Genomic DNA, 22,432 nt, shown 5'->3' on the forward strand with positions numbered 1-22,432 from the left:
CCTGCGCTTCGCCATCCGTGAAGGCGGCCGTACCGTGGGTTCGGGCGTCGTGGCCAAGATCCTCGACATCTAAGCCGAGCGTAAAGAGTACCGGAGGGGTATAGCTCAATTGGCAGAGCGTCGGTCTCCAAAACCGAAGGTTGTAGGTTCGATTCCTACTGCCCCTGCCACCTAGGTGGCACCCCGACAAGCCCATCGCGATCCGATGGGCTTCGGCGTCTCAAGAGACGCATTGAATTGAAGGCCGCGAGGTCACAGGAAATCAGCCGACATGGCCACTTCTCAAATCGAAACCGTGAGCACGGGTGCCGACAAAGCCAAGCTGGCTGCGGCGGTGGTGCTGGCAGTGGGCGCCATCGTGGCGTTCTACCTGCTGTCGCGCCAAGGCTCGCTGGTGCAATGGGCTGCGCTGCTGGTCGGCCTGGCCGCGGCCGTGGGCGCCTTCGGCAGCTCCGAGAATGGCCGTCAGCTGTGGGCTTTCGGTCGTGACTCGTGGCGCGAGGTCAAGAAGGTCGTGTGGCCGACCCGCAAGGAATCGATGCAGATGACGGCCTATGTGTTCGCCTTCGTGGCGATCATGTCCGTCTTCCTCTGGCTCACCGACAAGACGCTCGAATGGGTGTTCTTTGACCTCATTCTGGGCTGGAGAAAATAATGACCGACGACGCAGTTGAAACCACGCAGAGCACGCCGGAAGAGGAGCAGAACCCTCTCCTGACCCCCGCTGCCAACCCTGATCTGCGTTGGTACGTGGTGCATGCCTACTCGGGCATGGAAAAGGCTGTCGAGCGCAACATCACCGAGCGCATCACCCGCGCCGGCATGCAGGACAAGTTCGGCCGCATCCTGGTTCCGACCGAAGAAGTGGTCGAGATCAAGAACGGCCAGAAGCGCACCACCGAGCGCCGTTTCTTCCCGGGCTACGTGCTGGTCGAAATGATCATGGACGACGAGAGCTGGCACCTGGTGAAGCACACCAACAAGGTGACGGGTTTCGTGGGCGGCGCCAAGAACCGTCCGGCCCCGATCTCGCAGAAAGAGGTCGAGGACATCGTCAACCAGATGCAGCAGGGCACCGAGAAGCCGCGCCACAAGGTCGAGTTCACCGTGGGTGAGTTCGTGCGCGTCAAGGAAGGCCCGTTCACCGACTTCAATGGCACGGTGGAAGACGTCAACTACGAGAAGAGCAAGGTCAGCGTGTCGGTCATGATTTTCGGCCGCGCCACCCCTGTGGAGCTCGAATTCGGTCAGGTCGAGAAGACCTGATCCCGTGGCCTGCCTTCGGGCGGGCCTGCCAGTTTCCGGCTGCGCGTTGTCCGACTCGGCGCGCGGCCTTGATCGAAGAGTCGTTTAACCCCGGGGAGCCGCGGCGAGAGCCAAGGCGATATCACCCGCAAGGAGCAAAGCATGGCGAAAAAAATCGTCGGCTTCATCAAGCTGCAAGTGCCAGCTGGTAAGGCCAACCCGTCCCCGCCGATCGGTCCCGCACTGGGTCAGCGCGGTCTGAACATCATGGAGTTCTGCAAGGCGTTCAACGCGCAAACCCAAGGCGTCGAGCCGGGTCTGCCGCTGCCGGTGGTCATCACCGCGTTCGCTGACAAGAGCTTCACCTTCATCATCAAGACGCCCCCGGCGATCACCTTGATCAAGAAGGCCATCAAGCTGGACAAGGGCTCGGCCCGTCCGCACACCGACAAGGTCGGCAAGATCACGCGCGCTCAGCTCGAAGAAATCGCCAAGGCCAAGATGAAGGACCTGACTGCCGCCGACCTCGACGCAGCAGTTCGCACCATCGCCGGCTCGGCCCGCTCGATGGGCGTGAATGTGGAGGGCGTGTAAATGTCCAAGATCACCAAGAAGCAAAAGTCGCTGCAAGGCAAGGTCGACAGCAACAAGCTGTATCCCCTGGCTGACGCCATCGTCATCGTCAAGGATGCCGCCACCGCCAAGTTCGACGAATCGATCGACGTGGCCGTGCAACTGGGCATCGACGCGAAGAAGTCGGACCAGGTGGTTCGCGGTGCTGTCGTGCTGCCGAACGGCACCGGCAAGACCAAGCGCGTCGCCGTGTTCGCCCAAGGCGCCAAGGCTGAAGAAGCCAAGGCCGCCGGCGCCGATATCGTCGGCATGGACGACCTGGCTGCGATGGTCAAGGCTGGCGACATGCCTTTCGACGTCGTGATTGCTGCCCCCGATGCCATGCGCGTCGTCGGTACGCTCGGCCAGATCCTCGGCCCGCGTGGCCTGATGCCCAACCCCAAGGTTGGCACCGTGACGCCTGACGTCGCCACCGCTGTCAAGAACGCCAAGGCTGGCCAGGTCCAGTTCCGCGTCGACAAGGCCGGCATCATCCACGGCACGATCGGCCGTCGCTCGTTCGACAACGACAAGCTGCAAGGCAACCTCGCTGCGCTGATCGACGCTCTGGTCAAGGCCAAGCCGGCGACCAGCAAGGGCGTGTACCTGCGCAAGGTGGCTGTGTCGTCGACCATGGGTCTGGGTGTCCGCGTGGACACGCAAACCATCTCGGCGAGCTAAAGAGATTTGCCCGATCCCGCAAGGAGAGGGCAGATGTGGTGGGTCGCGGCAGCTTCGGTTGCCGCGAGCCATCCAAGACCGCTGGTGTGCAGGGCGCTGCACTTAATGGCCGGATCGATCTTTCCGGTATCCAGCGCAGATGGCGACCCCACTGCAAGGAATTTGATTTTTGTTCCGAAACAGTTGGTCGCTGCATGAAGCGCGATCCGAGGCCCCGGCCGAAGGTCGCATTAAAAGGAGTAGACCTTGAGTCTGAATCGCAGTGAGAAAGAAGCGGTCATCAGTGATGTGACCAGCCTCGCCGCAAAAGCTCAAACGCTCGTGATGGCGGAATACCGTGGCATCACGGTGGCCGATATGACCAAACTGCGCAGCGAAGCGCGCAGCAACGGTGTGACCCTGAGTGTTCTGAAGAACACGCTGGCTCGCCGTGCTGTCGCTGGCAGCCCGTTTGAGATCGTCGGCGACCAGATGACCGGTCCGCTGATCTATGGCTTCTCCGAAGACGCTGTGGCTGCCGCAAAGGTGGTGGCCAATTTCGCGAAGACCAACGACAAGTTGGTGATTCGCGGTGGCGCATTCGGTGGCAAGGCCCTGGACGTCGAAGGCGTGAAGCAACTGGCCAACATCCCTTCCAAGGAAGTGCTGCTGGCGCAACTGCTGGGCTTGATGCAATCCCCGATTTCTCGTACCGCCCGCGTGCTCGCGGCGCTGGCCGAGAAGCGTGGTGGTGGCGAAGCTGCACCCGTCGCCGATGCACCGGCAGAAGAAGCGCAGGCCGCCTGAGCGCGCCCTCGTTTTTGAATATTCAACCCAATTGTTAGGAAACAAAAATGGCATTCGATAAAGACGCATTTCTGACCGCGCTCGACGCAATGACGGTCCTGGAACTCAACGACCTGGTGAAGGCCATCGAAGAGAAGTTTGGCGTGAGCGCCGCAGCCATGTCGGCACCCGCTGCCGGCGGTGGCGCTGCTGCTGCAGTCGCTGAAGAGCAAACCGAATTCAACGTCATGCTGATGGATGCTGGCGCGAACAAGGTGTCGGCGATCAAGGCCGTGCGCGAAATCACCGGCCTGGGCCTCAAGGAAGCCAAGGACCTGGTGGAAGCCGCTCCCAAGGCTGTCAAGGAAGGCCTGTCGAAGGCTGACGCTGAAGCCGCCAAGAAGAAGCTGGAAGATGCCGGCGCCAAGGTGGAACTGAAGTAATTCAGACCCCCTAGAGGGCTGGAGGTGCCTGAAAAGGCCCTCCAGCCTTTGCCGCTTTCAGAGCGCACCCAAAAGCCGGCTTGGCGCCGGTTTTCTCAGAGACCGAAAGGTCGATGAAAAAGCAAAAGCCAAGACGTTTTTGAGTGTCTTCTGAACCCGACTGCAGAAGACCCCTTGGTTCGGGCGATGTGCAATGCATCGCCGTCCGCCAACGGCTGGTAGTGGCCAGCCGCCAAGCAGTGGTGCCGTTCGCCCGGCACTGCTGACAAGTCGCTGAAGATCTCAAGCACCGGAGCTCTCATGGCCCAATCGTCCGCGTACAGTTACACCGAACGCAAGCGCATCCGAAAAAGTTTCGGTAACCGCGACAGCGTCGTCGAAATCCCCTACCTGCTGCAGATGCAGAAAGACGCGTACACCGCGTTCCTGCAAGCCGGCATCGCCCCCAAGCACCGCACCGTCGAAGGCCTGCAGGCCGCGTTCGACGCTGCCTTCCCGATCGTCTCGCACAACGGTTTTGTCGAGATGAAGTTCCTCGAGTACAACCTGGCGAAGCCGGCGTTCGATGTGCGTGAGTGCCAGACCCGTGGTCTGACCTTCGCCTCGGCCGTGCGCGCCAAGGTGCAGCTCATCATCTATGACCGCGAGTCGTCGACCTCGCAGTCGAAGGTGGTCAAGGAAGTGAAGGAACAAGAGGTCTACATGGGCGAAGTGCCGCTCATGACCGACAAGGGTTCGTTCATCATCAACGGCACCGAGCGCGTGATCGTCTCGCAGCTGCACCGTTCGCCCGGCGTGTTCTTCGAACACGACAAGGGCAAGACGCACAGCTCGGGCAAGCTGCTGTTCTCGGCCCGCGTGATTCCCTACCGCGGTTCGTGGCTCGACTTCGAATTCGACCCGAAGGACATGCTGTACTTCCGCGTGGACCGTCGCCGCAAGATGCCGGTCACGATCCTGCTGAAGGCCATCGGTCTGAACCCGGAATCGATCCTCGCGAACTTCTTCGTGAACGACAACTTCCGCCTGATGGACAGCGGCGCGCAGATGGAGTTCGTCTCCGAGCGCCTGCGCGGCGAAGTCGCGCGCTTCGACATCACCGACAAGTCGGGCAAGGTCGTGGTCGCCAAGGACAAGCGCGTCACCGCGCGCCACACGCGTGAACTCGAGCAGGGCGGCACCACGCACATCAGCGTGCCGGAAGACTTCCTGGTCGGCCGCGTCATCGCCCGCAACATCGTCGACGCCGACTCCGGCGAAATCCTGGCCAAGGCCAACGACGAGCTGACCGAAGCGCTGCTCAAGAAGCTGCGCACGGCCGGCGTGCAGGACATCCAGGTCATCTACACGAACGAACTGGACCAAGGCGCGTACATCTCGCAGACGCTGCGCATCGACGAAACGGTGGACGAGTTCGCCGCGCGCGTGGCCATCTACCGCATGATGCGCCCCGGCGAGCCGCCGACGGAAGACGCGGTGCAGGCCCTGTTCCAGCGCCTGTTCTACAACCCGGACACGTACGACCTGTCGCGCGTGGGCCGCATGAAGTTCAATGCCAAGGTCGGCCGCGACGAATCGACCGGCCCGATGGTGCTGACCAACGAAGACATCCTGGCCGTGGTCAAGATCCTCGTGGACCTGCGCAACGGCAATGGCGAAGTCGACGACATCGACCACCTGGGCAACCGCCGCGTGCGTTGCGTCGGCGAACTGGCCGAAAACCAGTACCGCACCGGCCTGGCACGTATCGAGAAGGCCGTGAAGGAGCGTCTGGGTCAGGCCGAGCAAGAGCCGCTGATGCCGCACGACCTGATCAACAGCAAGCCGATCTCGGCCGCGCTGAAGGAATTCTTCGGTGCGTCGCAGCTGTCGCAGTTCATGGACCAGACGAACCCGCTGTCCGAAATCACCCACAAGCGCCGCGTGTCGGCCCTTGGCCCGGGTGGTCTGACGCGTGAACGTGCCGGCTTCGAAGTGCGCGACGTGCACGTGACCCACTACGGTCGCGTGTGCCCGATCGAAACGCCTGAAGGCCCGAACATCGGTCTGATCAACTCGCTGGCCCTGTACGCCCGCCTGAACGAGTACGGCTTCATCGAGACGCCGTACCGCCGCGTGGTCGACAGCAAGGTCACGATGGACATCGACTACCTGTCGGCCATCGAAGAAGGCAAGTACGTCATCGCCCAGGCCAACGCGGTCCTGGACAAGGACGGCAAGCTGACCGGCGACCTGGTCTCGGCGCGTGAAGCCGGCGAATCGATCCTGGTCGGTGCCGAGCGCATCCAGTACATGGACGTGTCGCCCGCGCAGATCGTGTCGGTGGCCGCCTCGCTCGTGCCGTTCCTGGAGCACGACGACGCGAACCGCGCGTTGATGGGCGCCAACATGCAGCGTCAGGCCGTGCCTGTGCTGCGTCCCGAAAAGCCGATGGTCGGTACCGGCATCGAGCGCGTTTCCGCGGTCGACTCGGGCACCGTGGTCACGGCCACCCGCGGCGGTATCGTCGACTACGTCGATGCGACCCGTGTCGTGGTGCGCGTGAACGACGCTGAAGCGGCTGCCGGTGAAGTCGGTGTGGACATCTACAACCTGATCAAGTATCAGCGTTCGAACCAGAACACCAACATCCACCAGCGCCCCATCGTCAAGCGCGGCGACAAGATCGCCAAGGGCGACGTGGTGGCCGACGGCGCATCGACCGACCTCGGCGAACTGGCCCTCGGCCAGAACATGCTGATCGCGTTCATGCCCTGGAACGGCTACAACTTCGAAGACTCGATCCTGATCTCGGAACGCGTCGTCGCCGAAGACCGCTACACCTCGATCCACATCGAGGAGCTGGTGGTGATGGCCCGCGACACGAAGCTGGGCGCCGAGGAAATCACGCGCGACATCCCGAACCTGGCCGAGCAGCAGCTCAACCGCCTCGACGAATCCGGCATCATCTATGTCGGCGCCGAAGTGCAGCCGGGCGACACGCTGGTGGGCAAGGTCACGCCGAAGGGCGAGACCACGCTGACGCCGGAAGAGAAGCTGCTTCGCGCCATCTTCGGCGAGAAGGCTTCCGACGTGAAGGACACCTCGCTGCGTGTGGACCAAGGCTCGCAAGGCACCGTGATCGACGTGCAGGTGTTCACCCGCGAAGGCATCCAGCGCGACAAGCGCGCCCAGCAGATCATCGACGATGAACTCAAGCGCTTCCGTCTCGACCTGAACGACCAGCTGCGCATCGTCGAAGCCGACGCGTTCGACCGTATCGAGAAGCTCTTGACCGGCAAGGTCGCCAACGGCGGCCCGAACAAGCTGGCCAAGGGCACCAAGCTCGACAAGGCCTACCTGTCGTCGGTCGAGAAGTTCCACTGGTTCGACATCCGCCCGGCGGAAGACGACGTGGCCTCGCAGCTCGAGTCGATCAAGAACTCGCTCGAGCAGACGCGCCACAGCTTCGACCTCGCGTTCGAAGAAAAGCGCAAGAAGCTCACACAGGGCGACGAGCTGCCCGCGGGCGTGCTCAAGATGGTCAAGGTCTACCTGGCCGTCAAGCGCCGCCTGCAACCCGGCGACAAGATGGCCGGCCGTCACGGCAACAAGGGTGTGGTGTCCAAGATCGTTCCGGTCGAAGACATGCCCCACATGGCCGACGGCACGCCGTGCGACATCTGCCTGAACCCGCTGGGCGTGCCTTCGCGGATGAACGTGGGCCAGGTGCTCGAAGTGCATCTGGGCTGGGCCGGCAAGGGCATCGGCCAGCGCATCGGTGACCTGCTGCAGCAAGAGGCCAAGGTGGCCGAGCTGCGCAAGTTCATGGAGCAGCTGTACAACGGCTCGGGCCGCAAGGAAGAGCTCGACCAGCTGAGCGACACCGAGCTGCTTGCCATGGCGGCCAACCTGCAAAGCGGCGCGACCTTCGCGACGCCGGTGTTCGACGGCGCCTCGGAAGAAGAAATCCGCGGCATGCTCAAGCTCGCCTATCCGGACGACATCGCCAAGCTCAAGGGCCTGACCGAGACGCGCACGCAGGCCTACCTGTACGACGGCCGCACCGGCGACCAGTTCGAGCGTCCCGTCACCGTCGGCTACATGCACTTCTTGAAGCTGCACCACTTGGTGGACGACAAGATGCACGCCCGTTCGACCGGCCCGTACTCGCTCGTCACGCAGCAACCGCTGGGCGGCAAGGCGCAGTTCGGCGGCCAGCGTTTCGGTGAAATGGAAGTGTGGGCGCTGGAAGCTTACGGCGCCGCCTACGTCCTGCAGGAAATGCTGACCGTGAAGTCCGACGACGTGCAAGGCCGTACCAAGGTGTACGAAAGCATCGTCAAGGGCGAGCACTCGATCGAAGCCGGCATGCCGGAATCGTTCAACGTGCTGGTCAAGGAAATTCGTTCGCTGGGTCTCGACATCGAGCTCGAGCGTTCCTAAGTTGAAAAGGGAAAGAGTCTTATGAAATCGCTACTCGACCTGTTCAAGCAATTCACGCCCGATGAGCATTTCGATGCCATCAAGATCGGCATGGCTTCGCCCGAGAAGATCCGTTCGTGGTCTTTCGGCGAGGTGAAGAAGCCTGAGACGATCAACTACCGCACGTTCAAGCCCGAGCGCGACGGTCTGTTCTGCGCCAAGATCTTCGGCCCCATCAAGGACTACGAGTGCCTGTGCGGCAAGTACAAGCGCCTGAAGCACCGCGGCGTGATCTGCGAGAAGTGCGGCGTTGAAGTCACGCAGACCAAGGTGCGTCGCGAGCGCATGGGTCACATCGACCTGGCCGCGCCCTGCGCCCACATCTGGTTCCTGAAGTCGCTGCCGTCGCGCCTGGGCCTCGTGCTCGACATGACGCTGCGCGACATCGAACGCGTGCTGTACTTCGAAGCGTACGTGATCACCGACCCCGGCATGACCCCGCTGAAGAAGTTCGGCATCATGTCCGAGGACGACTACGACGCCAAGCGCAAGGAATACGGTGACGAGTTCATCGCCAAGATGGGCGCCGAAGGCATCAAGGACCTGCTCGAAGGCATCGAACTCGACAGCGAGATCGAACGCCTGCGCGGCGACCTGACCGGCTCCGAAGTCAAGGTCAAGAAGAACTCCAAGCGCCTGAAGGTGCTCGAGGCCTTCCGCAAGTCGGGCATCAAGCCCCAGTGGATGGTGCTCGAAGTGCTGCCCGTGCTGCCGCCGGACCTGCGTCCGCTGGTGCCGCTGGACGGCGGCCGCTTCGCGACCTCCGACCTGAACGACCTGTACCGCCGCGTCATCAACCGCAATTCGCGTCTGCGCCGCCTGCTGGAGCTGAAGGCTCCGGAAATCATCGCGCGCAACGAAAAGCGGATGCTGCAAGAGGCGGTCGACTCGCTGCTGGACAACGGCCGCCGTGGCAAGGCCATGACGGGCGCCAACAAGCGCGCGCTGAAGTCGCTGGCCGACATGATCAAGGGCAAGAGCGGTCGTTTCCGCCAGAACTTGCTGGGCAAGCGCGTGGACTACTCGGGCCGTTCGGTCATCGTGGTGGGCCCGACGCTCAAGCTGCACCAGTGCGGCCTGCCCAAGCTGATGGCGCTCGAGCTGTTCAAGCCCTTCATCTTCTCGCGCCTGGAAGCCATGGGCATCGCGACGACGATCAAGGCTGCCAAGAAGGAAGTCGAATCGGGCACGCCGGTGGTCTGGGACATCCTGGAAGAGGTCATCAAAGAGCACCCGGTCATGCTGAACCGTGCGCCTACGCTGCACCGTTTGGGCATCCAGGCGTTCGAGCCGATCCTGATCGAAGGCAAGGCCATCCAGCTGCACCCGCTCGTTTGCGCGGCCTTCAACGCCGACTTCGACGGCGACCAGATGGCTGTCCACGTGCCGCTGTCGGTGGAAGCACAGATGGAAGCCCGCACGCTGATGCTGGCCTCCAACAACGTGCTGTTCCCGGCCTCGGGCGAACCGTCGATCGTTCCTTCGCAGGACGTGGTGCTGGGTCTGTACTACACGACCCGCGACCGCATCAACGGCAAGGGCGAGGGCCTGATCTTCTCCGACATCGGTGAAGTGCAGCGCGCGCTGGACGCCAACGAAGTCGAACTCACCGCCAAGGTCGCGGTGCGTATCACGGAGTACACCAAGGACAAGGAAACCGGCGTGTTCACGCCGTCGACCTCGCTCGTGGACACCACCGTGGGCCGTGCCCTGCTGTCCGAGATCCTGCCGAAGGGCCTGCCGTTCTCGAACATCAACAAGGCGCTGAAGAAGAAGGAAATCTCCAAGCTCATCAACGTCTCGTTCCGCAAGTGCGGCCTGAAAGAGACCGTCGTGTTCGCCGACAAGCTGCTGCAAAACGGCTTCCGCCTGGCGACCAAGGCCGGCATCTCGATCGCGATCGACGACATGCTGGTGCCCGCTGAAAAGCACGGCATCATCGAGCGCTCGGCCAAGGAAGTGAAGGAGATCGAACAGCAGTACGTCTCCGGTCTCGTGACCTCCGGCGAACGCTACAACAAGGTGGTGGACATCTGGGGCAAGGCCGGCGACGAAGTGTCGAAGGTCATGATGGCCAAGCTCTCGAAGCAGAAGGTCATCGACCGCCACGGCAAGGAAGTCGAGCAGGAGTCGTTCAACTCCATCTACATGATGGCCGACTCCGGTGCCCGCGGTTCCGCAGCGCAGATTCGCCAGGTGGCCGGTATGCGGGGCCTGATGGCCAAGCCGGACGGCTCGATCATCGAGACGCCCATTACCGCGAACTTCCGCGAAGGCCTGAACGTGTTGGAGTACTTCATCTCCACCCACGGTGCCCGTAAGGGTCTGGCCGACACGGCGCTGAAGACGGCGAACTCGGGTTACCTGACCCGTCGTCTGGTCGACGTGACGCAAGACTTGGTGGTTACCGAGCAGGATTGCGGCACGCACGGCGGCTACCTGATGCGCGCCATCGTCGAAGGCGGTGAAGTGATCGAGTCGCTGCGCGACCGAATCTTGGGCCGCTCGGCCGCGGATGACGTGCTGCACCCGGAAAACCGTTCGGTGCTGCTCAAGGCCGGCGAGATGTTCGACGAAGACAACATCGAAGCACTGGAAGCCCAGGGCGTCGACGAAGTCAAGGTCCGCACTGCGCTGACCTGCGAAACGCGTTTCGGCATCTGCGCGACCTGCTACGGCCGCGACCTGGGCCGCGGCGGCCTGATCAACATCGGCGAAGCCGTCGGTGTGATCGCTGCCCAGTCCATCGGCGAACCCGGCACGCAGCTGACGATGCGTACCTTCCACATCGGTGGTGCCGCTTCGCGCGCTGCCATCGCCTCGAGCGTGGAAGCCAAGTCGAACGGCTCGATCGGCTTCAACGCCACGATGCGCTACGTGACCAACAGCAAGGGCGAGCTGGTCGTGATTTCGCGTTCGGGCGAGATCGTCATCCATGATGAGCACGGCCGTGAGCGCGAGCGTCACAAGGTGCCGTACGGCGCCACGCTGACGGTCAAGGCCGACCAGCAGATCAAGGCCGGCCACGTGCTCGCCAACTGGGACCCGCTGACCCGCCCGATCATTACCGAGTTCGCCGGCAAGGCGCAGTTCGAGAACGTCGAGGAGGGCCTGACGGTCGCCAAGCAGGTGGACGAAGTGACCGGTCTGTCGACCCTGGTCGTGATCGACCCGAAGCGCCGCGGCGCTGCCAAGGTCGTGCGTCCGCAGGTCAAGCTGATCGACGCCCAAGGCCTGGAAGTGAAGATCCCCGGCACCGACCACTCGGTGACGATCGGCTTCCCGATCGGCGCTCTGGTGCAGATCCGCGACGGCCAGGACGTGGGCCCCGGCGAAGTGCTGGCACGCATCCCGGTCGAAGGTCAGAAGACCCGAGACATCACCGGCGGTCTGCCGCGCGTGGCCGAGCTGTTCGAAGCCCGTTCGCCGAAGGACAAGGGCATGCTGGCCGAAATGACCGGTACCGTGTCGTTCGGTAAAGAGACCAAGGGCAAGATCCGCCTGCAGATCACCGATCCCGAAGGCGGCGTCTACGAAGACCTCGTGCCGAAGGAAAAGAACATCCTGGTGCACGAAGGCCAGGTGGTGAACAAGGGCGAAAGCGTGGTCGACGGTCCGGCGGACCCGCAGGACATCCTGCGCCTGCTGGGTTCGGAAGAACTCGCGCGCTACATCGTGGACGAAGTGCAGGACGTGTACCGTTTGCAGGGTGTGAAGATCAACGACAAGCACATCGAGGTGATCGTTCGCCAGATGCTGCGCCGCGTCGTGGTCGACAACATCGGCGACACGAGCTACATCTCCGGCGAACAGGTCGAACGCAGCGAAATGCTCAACACCAACGACGCCCTGCGCGCCGAAGGCAAGATCCCCGCGACGTTCACCAACCTGCTGCTGGGTATCACGAAGGCGTCGCTGTCGACCGACTCGTTCATCTCGGCGGCTTCGTTCCAGGAAACGACGCGCGTGCTGACCGAAGCCGCGATCATGGGCAAGCGCGACGAGCTGCGCGGTCTGAAGGAAAACGTCATCGTCGGTCGCCTGATTCCCGCAGGCACCGGCATGGCGTACCACCAGGCCCGCAAGGTCAAGGACGCCATGGACGAGGCCGAGCGCCGCGCCATCGCCGAGTCGGAAGCCGCCGAACTGGCCGGCTCCGGCGACAGCGATGCAGCGACCAGCACGGTGGACGCCAACGAAGGCGCTGCGACCGAATAACTGGTTAGCATCACCGGCATGACCGGTTGCCCACGCCCTCCGACCGCTCCGGTCGGGGGGCGTTTTTCTTTGTGTTCGCAGGGTTCCGACCGATGACCAAGAGGTTCTGTTTCCGATGAGCGTCCTGCCCGATTCGCTGGCCGGATGGCTCGTTGTCGCGCTGCTGCTGTTCTGGTTCGTGGGCGCCTACAACCGGCTGGTGCGTCTGCGCGCGGCCGTGCTCCAGGCCTACGCGGTGCTCGACGTGGCACTGCGCAAGCAGCTGGATTTCGTCCAGGCCAGCATCACCGCCGCGCCCCGGCCCGAGTCGCCGCCCGAAGGCGCGCCCACCGTGGCGCCGCTGCAGGCCGCCACGACGCAGCTCGCGACCCTGCTCGGTGCGACGCGGGTGCGCCCGCTCGACCCGGGCAGCATGGCGGCGCTGGCCACTGCGCTGCAGGTGCTCATCGCCGCATGGCGGCGCCAGTACCCGGGCGCGGTCACCGTGTTCGACGCGGACGGCACGCTGTCGCGGCCCGCGCCGCTGATGCCCGGCCTGGGTGGCGCGTCCGATCCGGCTGCGCCCATCGCCTGGCCCGAGCCCTCGGCGGCGGCGGAAATCGCGCGCGGCCAGTTCAACCAGGCCGTGGCGCAGTACAACGCGGGCATTGCCCAGTTCCCGGCGCTGCTGGTGGCCTGGATCGTGCGACTGCGGCCTGCGGCGCCCTTGCTCTGACCTGCCTCGACCCGACGACAGGCGGGTAACGCCTTCGTTTCCATTCCCACCGCGCGGCGTGCTGTCTTTCTCGCCCGTTACCATCGGCTCCAACTTGCCAGCAGATCTTTCCTCCGACCCCTCTTCGGGCAGCGCCTCCTCGGCGCCGCAACAACCGCCGCTCTGGCGCCAACTGCAACTGACCGCAGGGGCGCTGGCGTCGATTCGCGCCGGCACCTCGGGCACCGTCGCGTTCGAGGCGGTCGAGCCCACACTGCGCCCCGGCGTGCAGGCGCTCGGCTTCCAGGTGCTGCGCTGGCTCGGCCGCGCCGAGGCGCTGCGCCGGCACCTGGCCAAGCGCACGCCGCCGCCGCTGCCCGACGCCCTGCTGTGCACCGCGCTCGCGCTGGCCTGGCACAGCGACCACGCCCCTTACGAACCCTTCACGCTGGTCGACCAGGCCGTGGAAGCCGCCAAGCGCAACCCGGCAACGCGGGCACAGGCCAGCTTCATCAACGCCTGCCTGCGCCGCTTCCTGCGCGAGCGCGACGAGCTCGTGGCCGCCACCGACACCGAACCGGTCGCGCAGTGGAACCATCCGCGCTGGTGGATCGAACGCCTCAAGCGCGACCATCCGCGCGACTGGCAGCGCGTGCTGTCGGCCGACAACGCCCAGGCGCCGATGACCTTGCGCGTCAACGCGCTGCAATCGACGCCGGCCGCGTACCTGCTGGAACTGGAAGCGGTGGGCCTCGCGGCCACGCGCGTCGGCGCCGACGGCCTGCAGCTGGCCCGGGCCCGCCCGGTGCAGCAGCTGCCCGGTTTCGCCGACGGCGCCTGCTCGGTGCAGGACGCCGCCGCGCAACTCGCGGCCCCCTTGCTGCTCGACGGCCTGCTGCCGGCCACGCCCGGCGCCGCGCCGCTGCGTGTGCTCGACGCCTGCGCCGCCCCCGGCGGCAAGACCGCCCACCTGATCGAACGGGCCGGCCCTGGCGCCGTCGAGGTGACCGCGCTGGAGGTCGACGCCGTGCGCAGCCGCCGCATAGACGAGACGCTCGCGCGCCTCGGCCTGAAGGCCAAGGTCGTGGTGGCCGACGCCGGTCGCACCGCCGACTGGTGGGACGGCGCCCTGTTCGACGCCATCCTGCTGGACGCCCCGTGCACCGCTTCGGGCATCGTGCGGCGCCATCCCGACGTGCGCTGGCTGCGCCGCGAGAGCGACACCGCCCAGCTGGCGACCCAGCAGGCGATGCTTCTGGCCGCGCTGTGGCCGCTCGTGCGGCCCGGCGGCCGGCTGCTTTACTGCACCTGTTCCGTGTTCCGCGAAGAAGGCTCGCAACAAATTGATGCGTTTCTTGTACGCAACACCGACGCCCGTTTGCTGCCGTCCCCGGGACACTTGCTACCCCAAAGTGGGGCGAATGCCCGTGGCGTCCCGGACAATCCCTCTGGTGACCACGACGGCTTCTTCTACGCCCTGCTTGAAAAACCCGCGCCGCACTGACGGCCGCCGGTCGATCCTGCTGGCCGGCCTGTGGCTGGCCTCGGCCCTGTGGATGGCCCTGTTTCCGGTCGCCGCCACCGCCCAGGGCAAGCCCGGCGGCGCCACCATCACCCAGATGCGCCTGGAGCAGGCCGACGACGGCGTCTACCTGAGTGCCGCCGTGCAGTTCGAACTGCCCACGCTGGTGGAAGACGTGCTCGACAAGGGCATCGCCATCTATTTCGTGGCCGAGGCCGAGGTCTTCCAGGAGCGCTGGTACTGGACCGACCGCAAGGTCGCCCAGGTGGCGCGCCACATGCGGCTGGCCTACCAGCCTCTCACGCGCCGCTGGCGGCTGAATGTGTCGCCGGTGCCGATCACCGGCGCCGCTGGCTTCGGCATCTCGCTGAACCAGAACTTCGACAGCCTCGGCGACGCGCTCGAGGCCATCAAGCGCATCGGCCGGCTGCGGCTGGGCGACGCCGCCGAGATCGGCGACGAGCCACTGCACCAGGTCACCTTCCGCTTCCGGCTCGACACCTCGCAGCTGCCGCGTCCTTTCCAGATCGGCATGGTCGGGCAGGCCGAGTGGAACATCGCCGCCGAGCGCACCGCCCGGCTGCCGTTGGAGAAGCAGCGGTGAGCAGCAAGCCGCGCAGCGGCGCCGCGGCCACGCCTGCCGCCCGCCGCTCGCGCGCGCTGCGCTGGGCCGTGGGCGTCGGCGCCGCGATGGTCACGGCCATCGGCCTGGTGCTGATGTTCCTGCTGGCCCAGGCCACCAACAACCGCGCGCTGTACGAGCGCTACTACGTGCGCCTGTTCGGCATCAACGTGGTGGTGGCCGTGCTGCTGGTGCTGGTGATCGGCTGGGTCGCGTTCCGGCTGCTGCGGCGGCTGCGGCAGGGCAAGTTCGGCAGCCGGCTGCTGATCAAGCTCGCGGCCATCTTCGCGCTCGTGGGGGTGGTGCCGGGGGCGCTGGTCTACGTGGTGTCCTACCAGTTCGTCGCGCGCTCGATCGAGAGCTGGTTCGACGTCAAGGTCGAGGGCGCGCTCGATGCCGGCCTGAACCTGGGCCGGGCCACGCTCGACTCGCTGTCCGACGACCTCGCCGCCAAGACCCGCACCGCCAGCGCCCAGCTGTCGCAGGTGCCCGACGCGAGCGCGGGGCTGCTGCTGGAGCGCATCCGCGACCAGCTCGAAGCCAGCGACGTGATCCTCTGGACCGGTTCGGGCCAGCTGGTGGCCAGCGCGGGCGCGTCGCGCTTCCAGCTCAATCCCGAGCGGCCGACGGCGCAGCAGTTCCGCCAGGTGCGGCCCGACCGCGCCGTTGCGCACGTCGAGGGCCTGGAGGAAACCGCCTTGCCCAGCGCCACGCCGTCGAGCGCCAGCGTGCGCGCGCTGGCCATGGTGCAGCGCCCGGGCTTCGATTTCGACACCGCGCCGCGCTACCTGCAGGTCACGCGGCCGCTGCCGCCGGCGGTGGTCGCCAACGCGCTGGCCGTGCAGGAAGCCAACCGCGAGTACCAGGAGCGTGCGCTCGCGCGTGAGGGGCTGCGGCGCATGTACATCGGCACGCTCACGCTGAGCCTGTTCCTCGCCGTGTTCGGCGCGGTGCTGCTGGCCGTGCTGTTCGGCAACCAGCTCGCACGGCCGCTGCTCGTGCTGGCCGACGGCGTGCGCCAGGTGGCCGCCGGCGACTTGCGGCCCACCGCCGTGCTGCAGGGCAAGGACGAGCTGGGCGGCCTCACGCGCTCGTTCGCCGTCATGACCCAGCAGCTGGCCGACGCCCGCGGCGCCGTCGAGAAGACCATGGACCAGCTCGACGCCGCCCGCGGCAACCTGCAGACCATCCTCGACAACCTGACCTCGGGCGTGATCGTGCTCGACGCCAAGGGCACCGTGCTGTCCACCAATCCGGGCGCCACCCGCGTGCTGCGCGCGCCGCTCGCCGCCTATGAAGGCAAGGCGCTGGTCGATGTGCCGGGGCTGGCCGATTTCGGCGCCAAGGTGCAGCAGCAGTTCGACGAGTTCCTGGTCGAGCGCATGCAGCACGGCCTCGATCACTGGCAGCACGCCTTCGAGCTGCACGCCACCGGCAACGATCTGCCGCAGCAGGACGACGCCATCAACATCGTCGCGCGCGGCGCCGAGCTGCCGGGCGACGCGCGGCTGCTGGTGTTCGACGACATCTCCGAAATCGTCTCGGCCCAGCGCGCGCAGGCCTGGGGCGAGGTGGCGCGCCGCCTCGCGCACGAGATCAAGAACCCGCTCACGCCGATCCAGCTGTCGGCCGAGCGGCTCGAGATGAAGCTCTCGGGCAAGGTCGAGCCGCCCGAGCAGGCCATCCTGGTGAAGTCGGTCAAGACCATCGTCGACCAGGTCGATGCCATGAAGCGGCTGGTGAACGAATTCCGCGACTACGCGCGACTGCCCGCGGCCGACCTCAAGCCGGTCGACCTCAATGCGCTGCTGGCCGACGTGCTGCAGCTGTATCACGCCGAGAACCTGCCGATCACGCTGCGTTCGGAGCTCGACGAGCGCTGCCCACCCGTGCGCGGCGATGAACAGCAGATCCGCCAGGTCGTGCACAACCTGTTGCAGAACGCACAGGACGCCGCCGAGGCCGCCGCCAGCGGCACGGGCCGGGTGGGCGAGGTCGTCATCCGCACCCGGCTGGGCGATTCGGGCCAGCGCGTGCGCCTCACCGTGCAGGACAGCGGCCCCGGCTTTGCCGAAAACATCCTCAAGCGCGCCTTCGAGCCCTACGTCACCACGAAAACAAAAGGTACCGGTTTGGGCCTGGCCGTCGTCAAGAAGATCGCCGATGAACACGGCGCGCGCATCGAGCTTTCCAACCGTGTCGTCGACGGGGCTGTGGCGGGGGCGCAAGTCTCGCTATCATTCGCGCTGGCAGGCGAACCGCGGGCAGCGGTCGCTCACACCGAAGATTCGAAATCTTCGTCCGCCTGAGTACCGGCGAATCCAGCGCATAGGGGCTGGATCGGGAGCGGATCAATACACACCAGCGCATACAACAAGCAGCACTCATGGCAAACATTCTCGTGGTCGATGACGAGCTGGGCATCAGGGACCTGCTCTTCGAAATTCTCAATGACGAAGGCCACAACGTGGAGCTCGCGGAAAACGCCGCCGAAGCCCGCGCGGCCCGACAACGCGCCCGGCCCGATCTCGTGCTGCTCGACATCTGGATGCCGGACACCGACGGCGTCACCTTGCTCAAGGAGTGGTCCACCGCGGGCCTGCTGAGCATGCCGGTCATCATGATGAGCGGGCACGCCACCATCGACACCGCGGTCGATGCCACGCGCATCGGCGCCTTCGCGTTCCTCGAAAAACCCATCACGCTGCAGAAGCTGCTCAAGGCGGTGGAGCAGGGGCTGGCGCGCGAGAGCGCCCGCCGCACCGCCGCCGGCGTGGTGCCGCCGCCCACGGGCGCCCACCAGGCGGCCGCCATCACGACCACGGGCGACAGCCTGCTGATGGCGTCGCTGGCGGCCGTGCCGGTGGCCGACGCGGGTCCGCAGTCGACCCAGAGCTTCGACCTGGACCGCCCGCTGCGCGACGCGCGCGACGGTTTCGAGAAGGCCTACTTCGAGTTCCACCTGGCGATGGAGAACGGTTCGATGACCCGCGTGGCCGAGAAAACCGGCCTCGAGCGCACCCATCTTTATAGAAAACTCAAACAATTGGGCGTGGATCTTTCCCGAGGCCGCAGAAGCGCTGTATAATTTAAGGCTGCACACAATGGCCCGGTAGCTCAGTTGGTAGAGCAGCGGATTGAAAATCCGCGTGTCGGTGGTTCGATTCCGCCCCAGGCCACCAAATTCAGTCAAAAAGCCCGACCTTCCCAGGTTGGGCTTTTTGCGTTCTGGGGTCGTGTAGCGGGAATGCTGCTTCCGCTATCCGGCCCGATCCCCGTTGATGTCGTCATGCCCGCGGCGCCTGCGTTCGGCCCGCGTCTTCGCCAGCGTCGCTTGGCTCTGCTTGGCCGCCGCTTCGCAGCGCGCGTGCAGCGCGATCAGCTCCTTGTCCGTGAGCCGCTCGATGCCGATGAAGTCGTCCTCCGCGTCGGAGGTGCGGATCAGTTCGTCGAGCTTGGTCTGCAGGGCGACGCTGTCGCGGTTCTGCGTGTTCTGGATCAGGAACACCATGAGGAAGGTGACGATGGTGGTGCCGGTGTTGATCACCAGCTGCCACGTTTCCGAAAAACCGAAAAACGGCCCCGCGACCGCCCAGGCCACGACGACGACCACGCAGACCAGGAAGGCCGCCGGGCTGCCCGTCCAGCGTGCGACGGTGTTGGCGAAGGAATCAAAGAGTCGCTCCATGCGCGTGTCCTCCAGTCGGGGCGATGCTGCCGCGGCGGTGCGTGCGAGCGCGTCAGCCGAGGCCCGCCTCGCATGGCATCGCAATTCCCCTGAGGCTGTCGGCGCATGGCGGCGCGTGGCCGTGGCCTCGGACACGGCTTACACGCGTCGTCGGGTCGAGACGACAGGGCGCTTCCCGCACCGTGTCGACCATGAAGGCTCATTGCAGTCTTTCTTTCTCAACCCGGCCCTCGCTTTGGCGACCGGCCTTCAAGGAGCAACCACCCATGGCCAACGATACCCAGGCAACCACCGCAGACGCGGTGTCCAACGATCAGGTGATCGACGTTCTGAACGACCTTCTGGAGAACACGCGCGACGGTGAGTACGGCTTTCGCGCCTGCGCGAAGGAAGTCGACTCGGCGCAACTGAAGCCGGTGTTCGAAAGCCGCGCCTCGCAATGCGCCAGCGCGGCATCCGAACTCGCCGCACTCATCCGCCAGCTCGGCGGCAAACCCGACGACGGCGGCACGGTCAGCGGTGCCGTGCATCGCGGCTGGGTGCATGTGAAGGGCGCGGTTGGCGCGAACAGCTCGCTGTCGATACTTGAGGAATGCGAGCGCGGCGAAGACGCGGCACTCGCGCGTTACCGCAAGGCCCTCAAGACCGACCTGCCGGCCGAGGTGCGCATGCTGGTGCAGCGCCAGGCCGACGGTGCGCAAGCCAACCATGACCAGATCAAGGGCCTGCGCGATCAATTCCGCAGCGCCAAGGGCTGACCGGCCGGCACCTCGGGATGCCTTCCTCCATGACCGGTGACAGCCACGCGCCCGCCATGCCCGGTGCGCCGTCCGTGACGGAAGTTGCGGACGGCGTCGGCGAGCGCCTTCTCACCTTCAGCTACCTCGGCTGGTGGTTTTCGTGCGCCGCGCAGCAGGTGGACGATCAGACCTTCAGGCCGGTGGTCTTCTGCCGCGCCTATGGGGGCGGCGACGTCGAAGGCGCGGAGCAGCGCCTGCCGTCCGACACGGACAACGTCGCGTACGGCAGCGAAGCCGAGGCGCTGCGCCACGCCGAGCAGCAAGCCATTCGCTGGGCGCATGACCGCACGGGCGACGGCCAGGGCCGATTCTGATCACGCAGCTCGGATGAGCGCGATCGTCGCGTCGTCCCGCGAACCGTTGAAGTACTGCGCCAGCACATCGCCGAACACGGGGGCTTCAGGCGCCACGATCTCGAACAGCGTCATGCAGGAGCGCAGCTTGAGGTCGTCCGGCGAGCCGAAGACCTGATGCGCATCGGTGCCGGGCAGGGCGCGCACCAGCCCTGCGCAGTGGCGCAGTCGCTCACCGAGCACAGCGTGCTGCCAGTACGCCGTCGCCTCGGCGGCACCGTCGAGGCCGAAGAACTGCGCGGTCGCGCTGCGGCCCAGCGCCTTCAGTTGCGGAAACACGAACCACATCCAGTGCGTGCGCTTGCGTCCCGCCGCAAGTTCCGCGCAGACCTGTGCGTACACGGGCTCTTGCGCCGCCACGAAGCGTTCGAGGTGCCAGTCGATGGTCATGTGTGTCAAGCGCCCGGTGTGGTTGCGGTCGCTCGATCATGCTGCAACCGCGGCGGCAACCGAGGGTCGAGCCAGTCCATGCGCCAGGCCAGCAGCAGCACCGCACCGACCACGCAGGTGACGGCCAGTGCGCCCGCGAGGCCGTGCCGCTGGCGGTACGGGTCGGGCGCGATGCGCTGGGCGCCCGGCGGCACGCGTGCCGTCTGCGACAGCATGCCGCCCAGGCGCACGTTGACCTTCATGCGCCCATTGATGGCCCATCCGCTCGCGTCGAGGATCGGCCCCAGGCTGCGCTGGCGCAGCTTCAGCCACGCGATCAGCATGCTCGGTCCCGAGATCGCGATCACGATGCCGACGAGCGCCACCGGTAGCTGGCTTCGCCGAAGGGCGGCACCATGACGGACTCGGCGGGGCAGGAGGTAGGTACGGTGGCGCAGGACGGACGGCTTCTGCTGCGCAGCGTGGCTGTCGACGCCGCGCAGTACGAGCTGGCGTGGGGCGAGGAGAAGGGGCAGCGCTGCAGCTTGCCGCTTCTGTCGGGCGCGGCGCCGACCGATGCCCCTGCGTCGCCGTGGCAGGTGGTGGACGCTCAGTGCGCCCAGTGAGAGGGCGACCAGTCTCATGACAACGGACAAACAAGGACAAGCGATGAACTGCAAGAGATGGCTACCGAGATCGATCTATCGCATCGTGCGCTCGGCGCTGGCGTGTCTTGCCATGTGCTTGCTGGGGATGCCTTTTTCCGTGAGCGCGCAATCGAAATGCACGGCTTCGCCCAGCGTGGCCGCCGCAGTGCCTGCCACGATCTACGTGAACCCGAATCTGGGGACGGGAGGGGGGCTGACGTCTTGGTTGCCTCTAGTGCAGGGGGGAGGGGGGCTTATGTATACCTGCACCGGAAACGCGCTTCTTGGTGCTGCGATCAAGGTTGTGGGGTTGTCGAAATCGGGTATTCAGGTTCTATATTCCGGTACCCCAATCAGCGTCTTTGACACGAATGTCCAGGGCGTTGGCGTCGCGTTTGCCGCCTCCCTTTTCGTGGGGCCGTGCAACAGCGGTGTCGTCGACGCTGGTGGCCTGCCATCAACGGCCTCTGGATCGGGAGCAGCTGCAACGGTTCAGTTCACACCCTCTTCAGGCGTATGGGTCAAGTGCGGTACTGCAGGAGTTGGCCGAGTGAGCACCTCCGTATTGATGCAGTTTGTGAAAACGGGAGCAATCAGCGGAGGAACCGTGACGCCCTTTGTCCCCATGCTCGAGTCGAGCTACAGCCTCGACGGGGTGCTGACAAAGGGCACGTGGAGCGTTACGGCGGGGCCGACGGTGGTCCAAGGCCTTCCGACTTGCGCAGCGAAGGACGTGACTGTCGCGATGGGCTCGTACAAGAGTTCGGCGTTCACAGGCATCGGCACGACCACGCCAGCGAAGGACTTCGAAGTCTCGGTCACGTGCCCTCCGGGGATGATGCTTGTGGCCACGGGGACTTCGCCCCGACCTGTGTCTGTCGGGTACCGAATCTACTCAAGTGGCACCGAGACGCCGAACGCCACCGTGTTTGCGCTCTCCTCGGGATCGACAGCCAAGGGGATCGGCTTGCGCATCAGCAATTCGGCGTCTGTTCCAGTCCGCTCCGGGTCTGTTTATGCCTTGGACTACAACGCCACCTCCGGCAGCAGCCATTCGGTCAAGTTCCAGGCCGCCTATCAACAGATCGATGCAACGGTCACACCGGGTACGGCAAACGCCGTGTTGATCTTTGCGATGAACTACCAATAGGTGGTCATGCCCTTGACGGTCGACCTCGCGCATCGAGGTCGCGCGCGCTCAGCACAACACGCCATCTTGCACCGAGACAGCGTCGTCAGGTGAAGTGATTGCACTGAGAAGTACGTCACATTGCACGCTTAACATCGCTCCGGTCGCCTTGCCCAAGGC

20 protein-coding genes, 2 tRNA genes and 1 pseudogene are annotated in these 22,432 nt (G+C 65.3%); 20 read left to right on the forward strand and 3 right to left on the reverse strand.

Annotated features, from left to right (window positions below):
- From AC1RAA_RS21830 to AC1RAA_RS21905, 16 genes are all read left to right on the forward strand, one after another.
- The coding region (locus AC1RAA_RS21830; RefSeq protein ID WP_487861899.1) for an EF-Tu C-terminal domain-related protein at positions 1–73 on the forward strand (73 nt) is incomplete at its 5' end.
- Positions 74–94: 21 nt separating this feature from the next.
- Positions 95–170: transfer RNA gene (locus AC1RAA_RS21835), tRNA-Trp, on the forward strand.
- A 101-nt stretch (positions 171–271) separates the two neighbouring features.
- Positions 272–655 carry a preprotein translocase subunit SecE gene (secE, locus tag AC1RAA_RS21840; RefSeq protein WP_062479313.1) on the forward strand — a complete coding sequence of 128 codons (384 nt, stop codon included), beginning with the start codon at positions 272–274 and terminating at the stop codon, positions 653–655.
- Positions 655–1,266, forward strand: coding sequence for a transcription termination/antitermination protein NusG (gene nusG / locus AC1RAA_RS21845; protein ID WP_062479316.1), 612 nt, complete (start codon positions 655–657; stop codon positions 1,264–1,266). The genes secE and nusG overlap by 1 nt, the downstream gene beginning before the upstream one ends.
- A gap of 141 nt (positions 1,267–1,407) precedes the next feature.
- Complete coding sequence (gene rplK / locus AC1RAA_RS21850) at positions 1,408–1,839, forward strand: 50S ribosomal protein L11 (RefSeq protein WP_056584627.1); 432 nt, start codon at positions 1,408–1,410, stop codon at positions 1,837–1,839.
- Positions 1,840–2,538, forward strand: a complete 699-nt coding sequence (gene rplA / locus AC1RAA_RS21855; RefSeq protein WP_062479319.1) for a 50S ribosomal protein L1 — start codon at positions 1,840–1,842, stop codon at positions 2,536–2,538. It abuts the gene before it with no gap.
- Positions 2,539–2,784: 246 nt separating this feature from the next.
- The gene (gene rplJ / locus AC1RAA_RS21860; protein ID WP_056584633.1) at positions 2,785–3,324 is read left to right on the forward strand and encodes a 50S ribosomal protein L10; all 540 of its coding nucleotides are present in this window, start codon (positions 2,785–2,787) and stop codon (positions 3,322–3,324) included.
- 47 nt (positions 3,325–3,371) lie between these two features.
- The gene (gene rplL, locus AC1RAA_RS21865; RefSeq protein ID WP_070063901.1) at positions 3,372–3,746 is read left to right on the forward strand and encodes a 50S ribosomal protein L7/L12; all 375 of its coding nucleotides are present in this window, start codon (positions 3,372–3,374) and stop codon (positions 3,744–3,746) included.
- Positions 3,747–4,046: 300 nt separating this feature from the next.
- Positions 4,047–8,171 carry a DNA-directed RNA polymerase subunit beta gene (gene rpoB, locus AC1RAA_RS21870; protein ID WP_095743426.1) on the forward strand — a complete coding sequence of 1,375 codons (4,125 nt, stop codon included), beginning with the start codon at positions 4,047–4,049 and terminating at the stop codon, positions 8,169–8,171.
- A gap of 21 nt (positions 8,172–8,192) precedes the next feature.
- The gene (rpoC, locus tag AC1RAA_RS21875) at positions 8,193–12,428 is read left to right on the forward strand and encodes a DNA-directed RNA polymerase subunit beta' (protein WP_062479330.1); all 4,236 of its coding nucleotides are present in this window, start codon (positions 8,193–8,195) and stop codon (positions 12,426–12,428) included.
- A gap of 115 nt (positions 12,429–12,543) precedes the next feature.
- A complete protein-coding gene (locus AC1RAA_RS21880; RefSeq protein WP_062479333.1) occupies positions 12,544–13,143 on the forward strand; it encodes a LemA family protein in 600 nt (199 codons plus the stop codon).
- Between the two features lie 94 nt (positions 13,144–13,237).
- Positions 13,238–14,626 carry a 16S rRNA (cytosine(967)-C(5))-methyltransferase RsmB gene (rsmB, locus tag AC1RAA_RS21885; RefSeq protein WP_492732735.1) on the forward strand — a complete coding sequence of 463 codons (1,389 nt, stop codon included), beginning with the start codon at positions 13,238–13,240 and terminating at the stop codon, positions 14,624–14,626.
- On the forward strand, positions 14,604–15,248 hold the full coding sequence (locus AC1RAA_RS21890; RefSeq protein WP_492732733.1) for a DUF4390 domain-containing protein: 645 nt from the start codon (positions 14,604–14,606) through the stop codon (positions 15,246–15,248). The genes rsmB and AC1RAA_RS21890 overlap by 23 nt, the downstream gene beginning before the upstream one ends.
- Positions 15,245–17,575, forward strand: a complete 2,331-nt coding sequence (locus AC1RAA_RS21895) for a sensor histidine kinase (protein WP_062480362.1) — start codon at positions 15,245–15,247, stop codon at positions 17,573–17,575. Before AC1RAA_RS21890 ends, AC1RAA_RS21895 begins: the two co-directional genes overlap by 4 nt.
- 77 nt (positions 17,576–17,652) lie before the next feature.
- Positions 17,653–18,354 carry a response regulator gene (locus tag AC1RAA_RS21900; protein WP_062480363.1) on the forward strand — a complete coding sequence of 234 codons (702 nt, stop codon included), beginning with the start codon at positions 17,653–17,655 and terminating at the stop codon, positions 18,352–18,354.
- Positions 18,355–18,372: 18 nt separating this feature from the next.
- Positions 18,373–18,448: transfer RNA gene (locus AC1RAA_RS21905), tRNA-Phe, on the forward strand.
- Positions 18,449–18,525: 77 nt separating this feature from the next.
- Here the strand turns inward: AC1RAA_RS21905 and AC1RAA_RS21910 are convergent.
- Positions 18,526–18,954 carry a low affinity iron permease family protein gene (locus tag AC1RAA_RS21910; RefSeq protein ID WP_095743449.1) on the reverse strand — a complete coding sequence of 143 codons (429 nt, stop codon included), beginning with the start codon at positions 18,952–18,954 and terminating at the stop codon, positions 18,526–18,528.
- Positions 18,955–19,220: 266 nt separating this feature from the next.
- On the opposite strand from AC1RAA_RS21910, the gene AC1RAA_RS21915 reads away from it, so the two are divergent.
- Together AC1RAA_RS21915 and AC1RAA_RS21920 are read left to right on the forward strand one after the other, a co-directional pair.
- A complete protein-coding gene (locus AC1RAA_RS21915) occupies positions 19,221–19,712 on the forward strand; it encodes a ferritin-like domain-containing protein (protein ID WP_447740797.1) in 492 nt (163 codons plus the stop codon).
- Positions 19,713–19,741: 29 nt separating this feature from the next.
- Positions 19,742–20,068 (forward strand): hypothetical protein, encoded by a 327-nt coding sequence (locus AC1RAA_RS21920; RefSeq protein ID WP_447740800.1) that lies wholly within the window; start codon positions 19,742–19,744, stop codon positions 20,066–20,068.
- Here the strand turns inward: AC1RAA_RS21920 and AC1RAA_RS21925 are convergent, their stop codons facing one another.
- Together AC1RAA_RS21925 and AC1RAA_RS21930 are read right to left on the reverse strand one after the other, a co-directional pair.
- Positions 20,069–20,497 carry a DUF1810 domain-containing protein gene (locus AC1RAA_RS21925; protein WP_447740803.1) on the reverse strand — a complete coding sequence of 143 codons (429 nt, stop codon included), beginning with the start codon at positions 20,495–20,497 and terminating at the stop codon, positions 20,069–20,071.
- 5 nt (positions 20,498–20,502) lie between these two features.
- Positions 20,503–20,868 (reverse strand): annotated as a pseudogene (locus tag AC1RAA_RS21930) (hypothetical protein); the annotation flags it as partial.
- Here AC1RAA_RS21930 and AC1RAA_RS21935 point away from each other — a divergent pair.
- Both AC1RAA_RS21935 and AC1RAA_RS21940 read left to right on the forward strand, forming a co-directional pair.
- The gene (locus AC1RAA_RS21935; RefSeq protein WP_492732739.1) at positions 20,869–21,102 is read left to right on the forward strand and encodes a FimD/PapC C-terminal domain-containing protein; all 234 of its coding nucleotides are present in this window, start codon (positions 20,869–20,871) and stop codon (positions 21,100–21,102) included. It abuts the pseudogene before it with no gap.
- Between the two features lie 571 nt (positions 21,103–21,673).
- Positions 21,674–22,273 carry a fimbrial protein gene (locus AC1RAA_RS21940; RefSeq protein WP_492732730.1) on the forward strand — a complete coding sequence of 200 codons (600 nt, stop codon included), beginning with the start codon at positions 21,674–21,676 and terminating at the stop codon, positions 22,271–22,273.
- Positions 22,274–22,432 lie beyond the last annotated feature (159 nt).

Source organism: Variovorax sp. GW823-FHT04F07 (genome assembly GCF_058795995.1).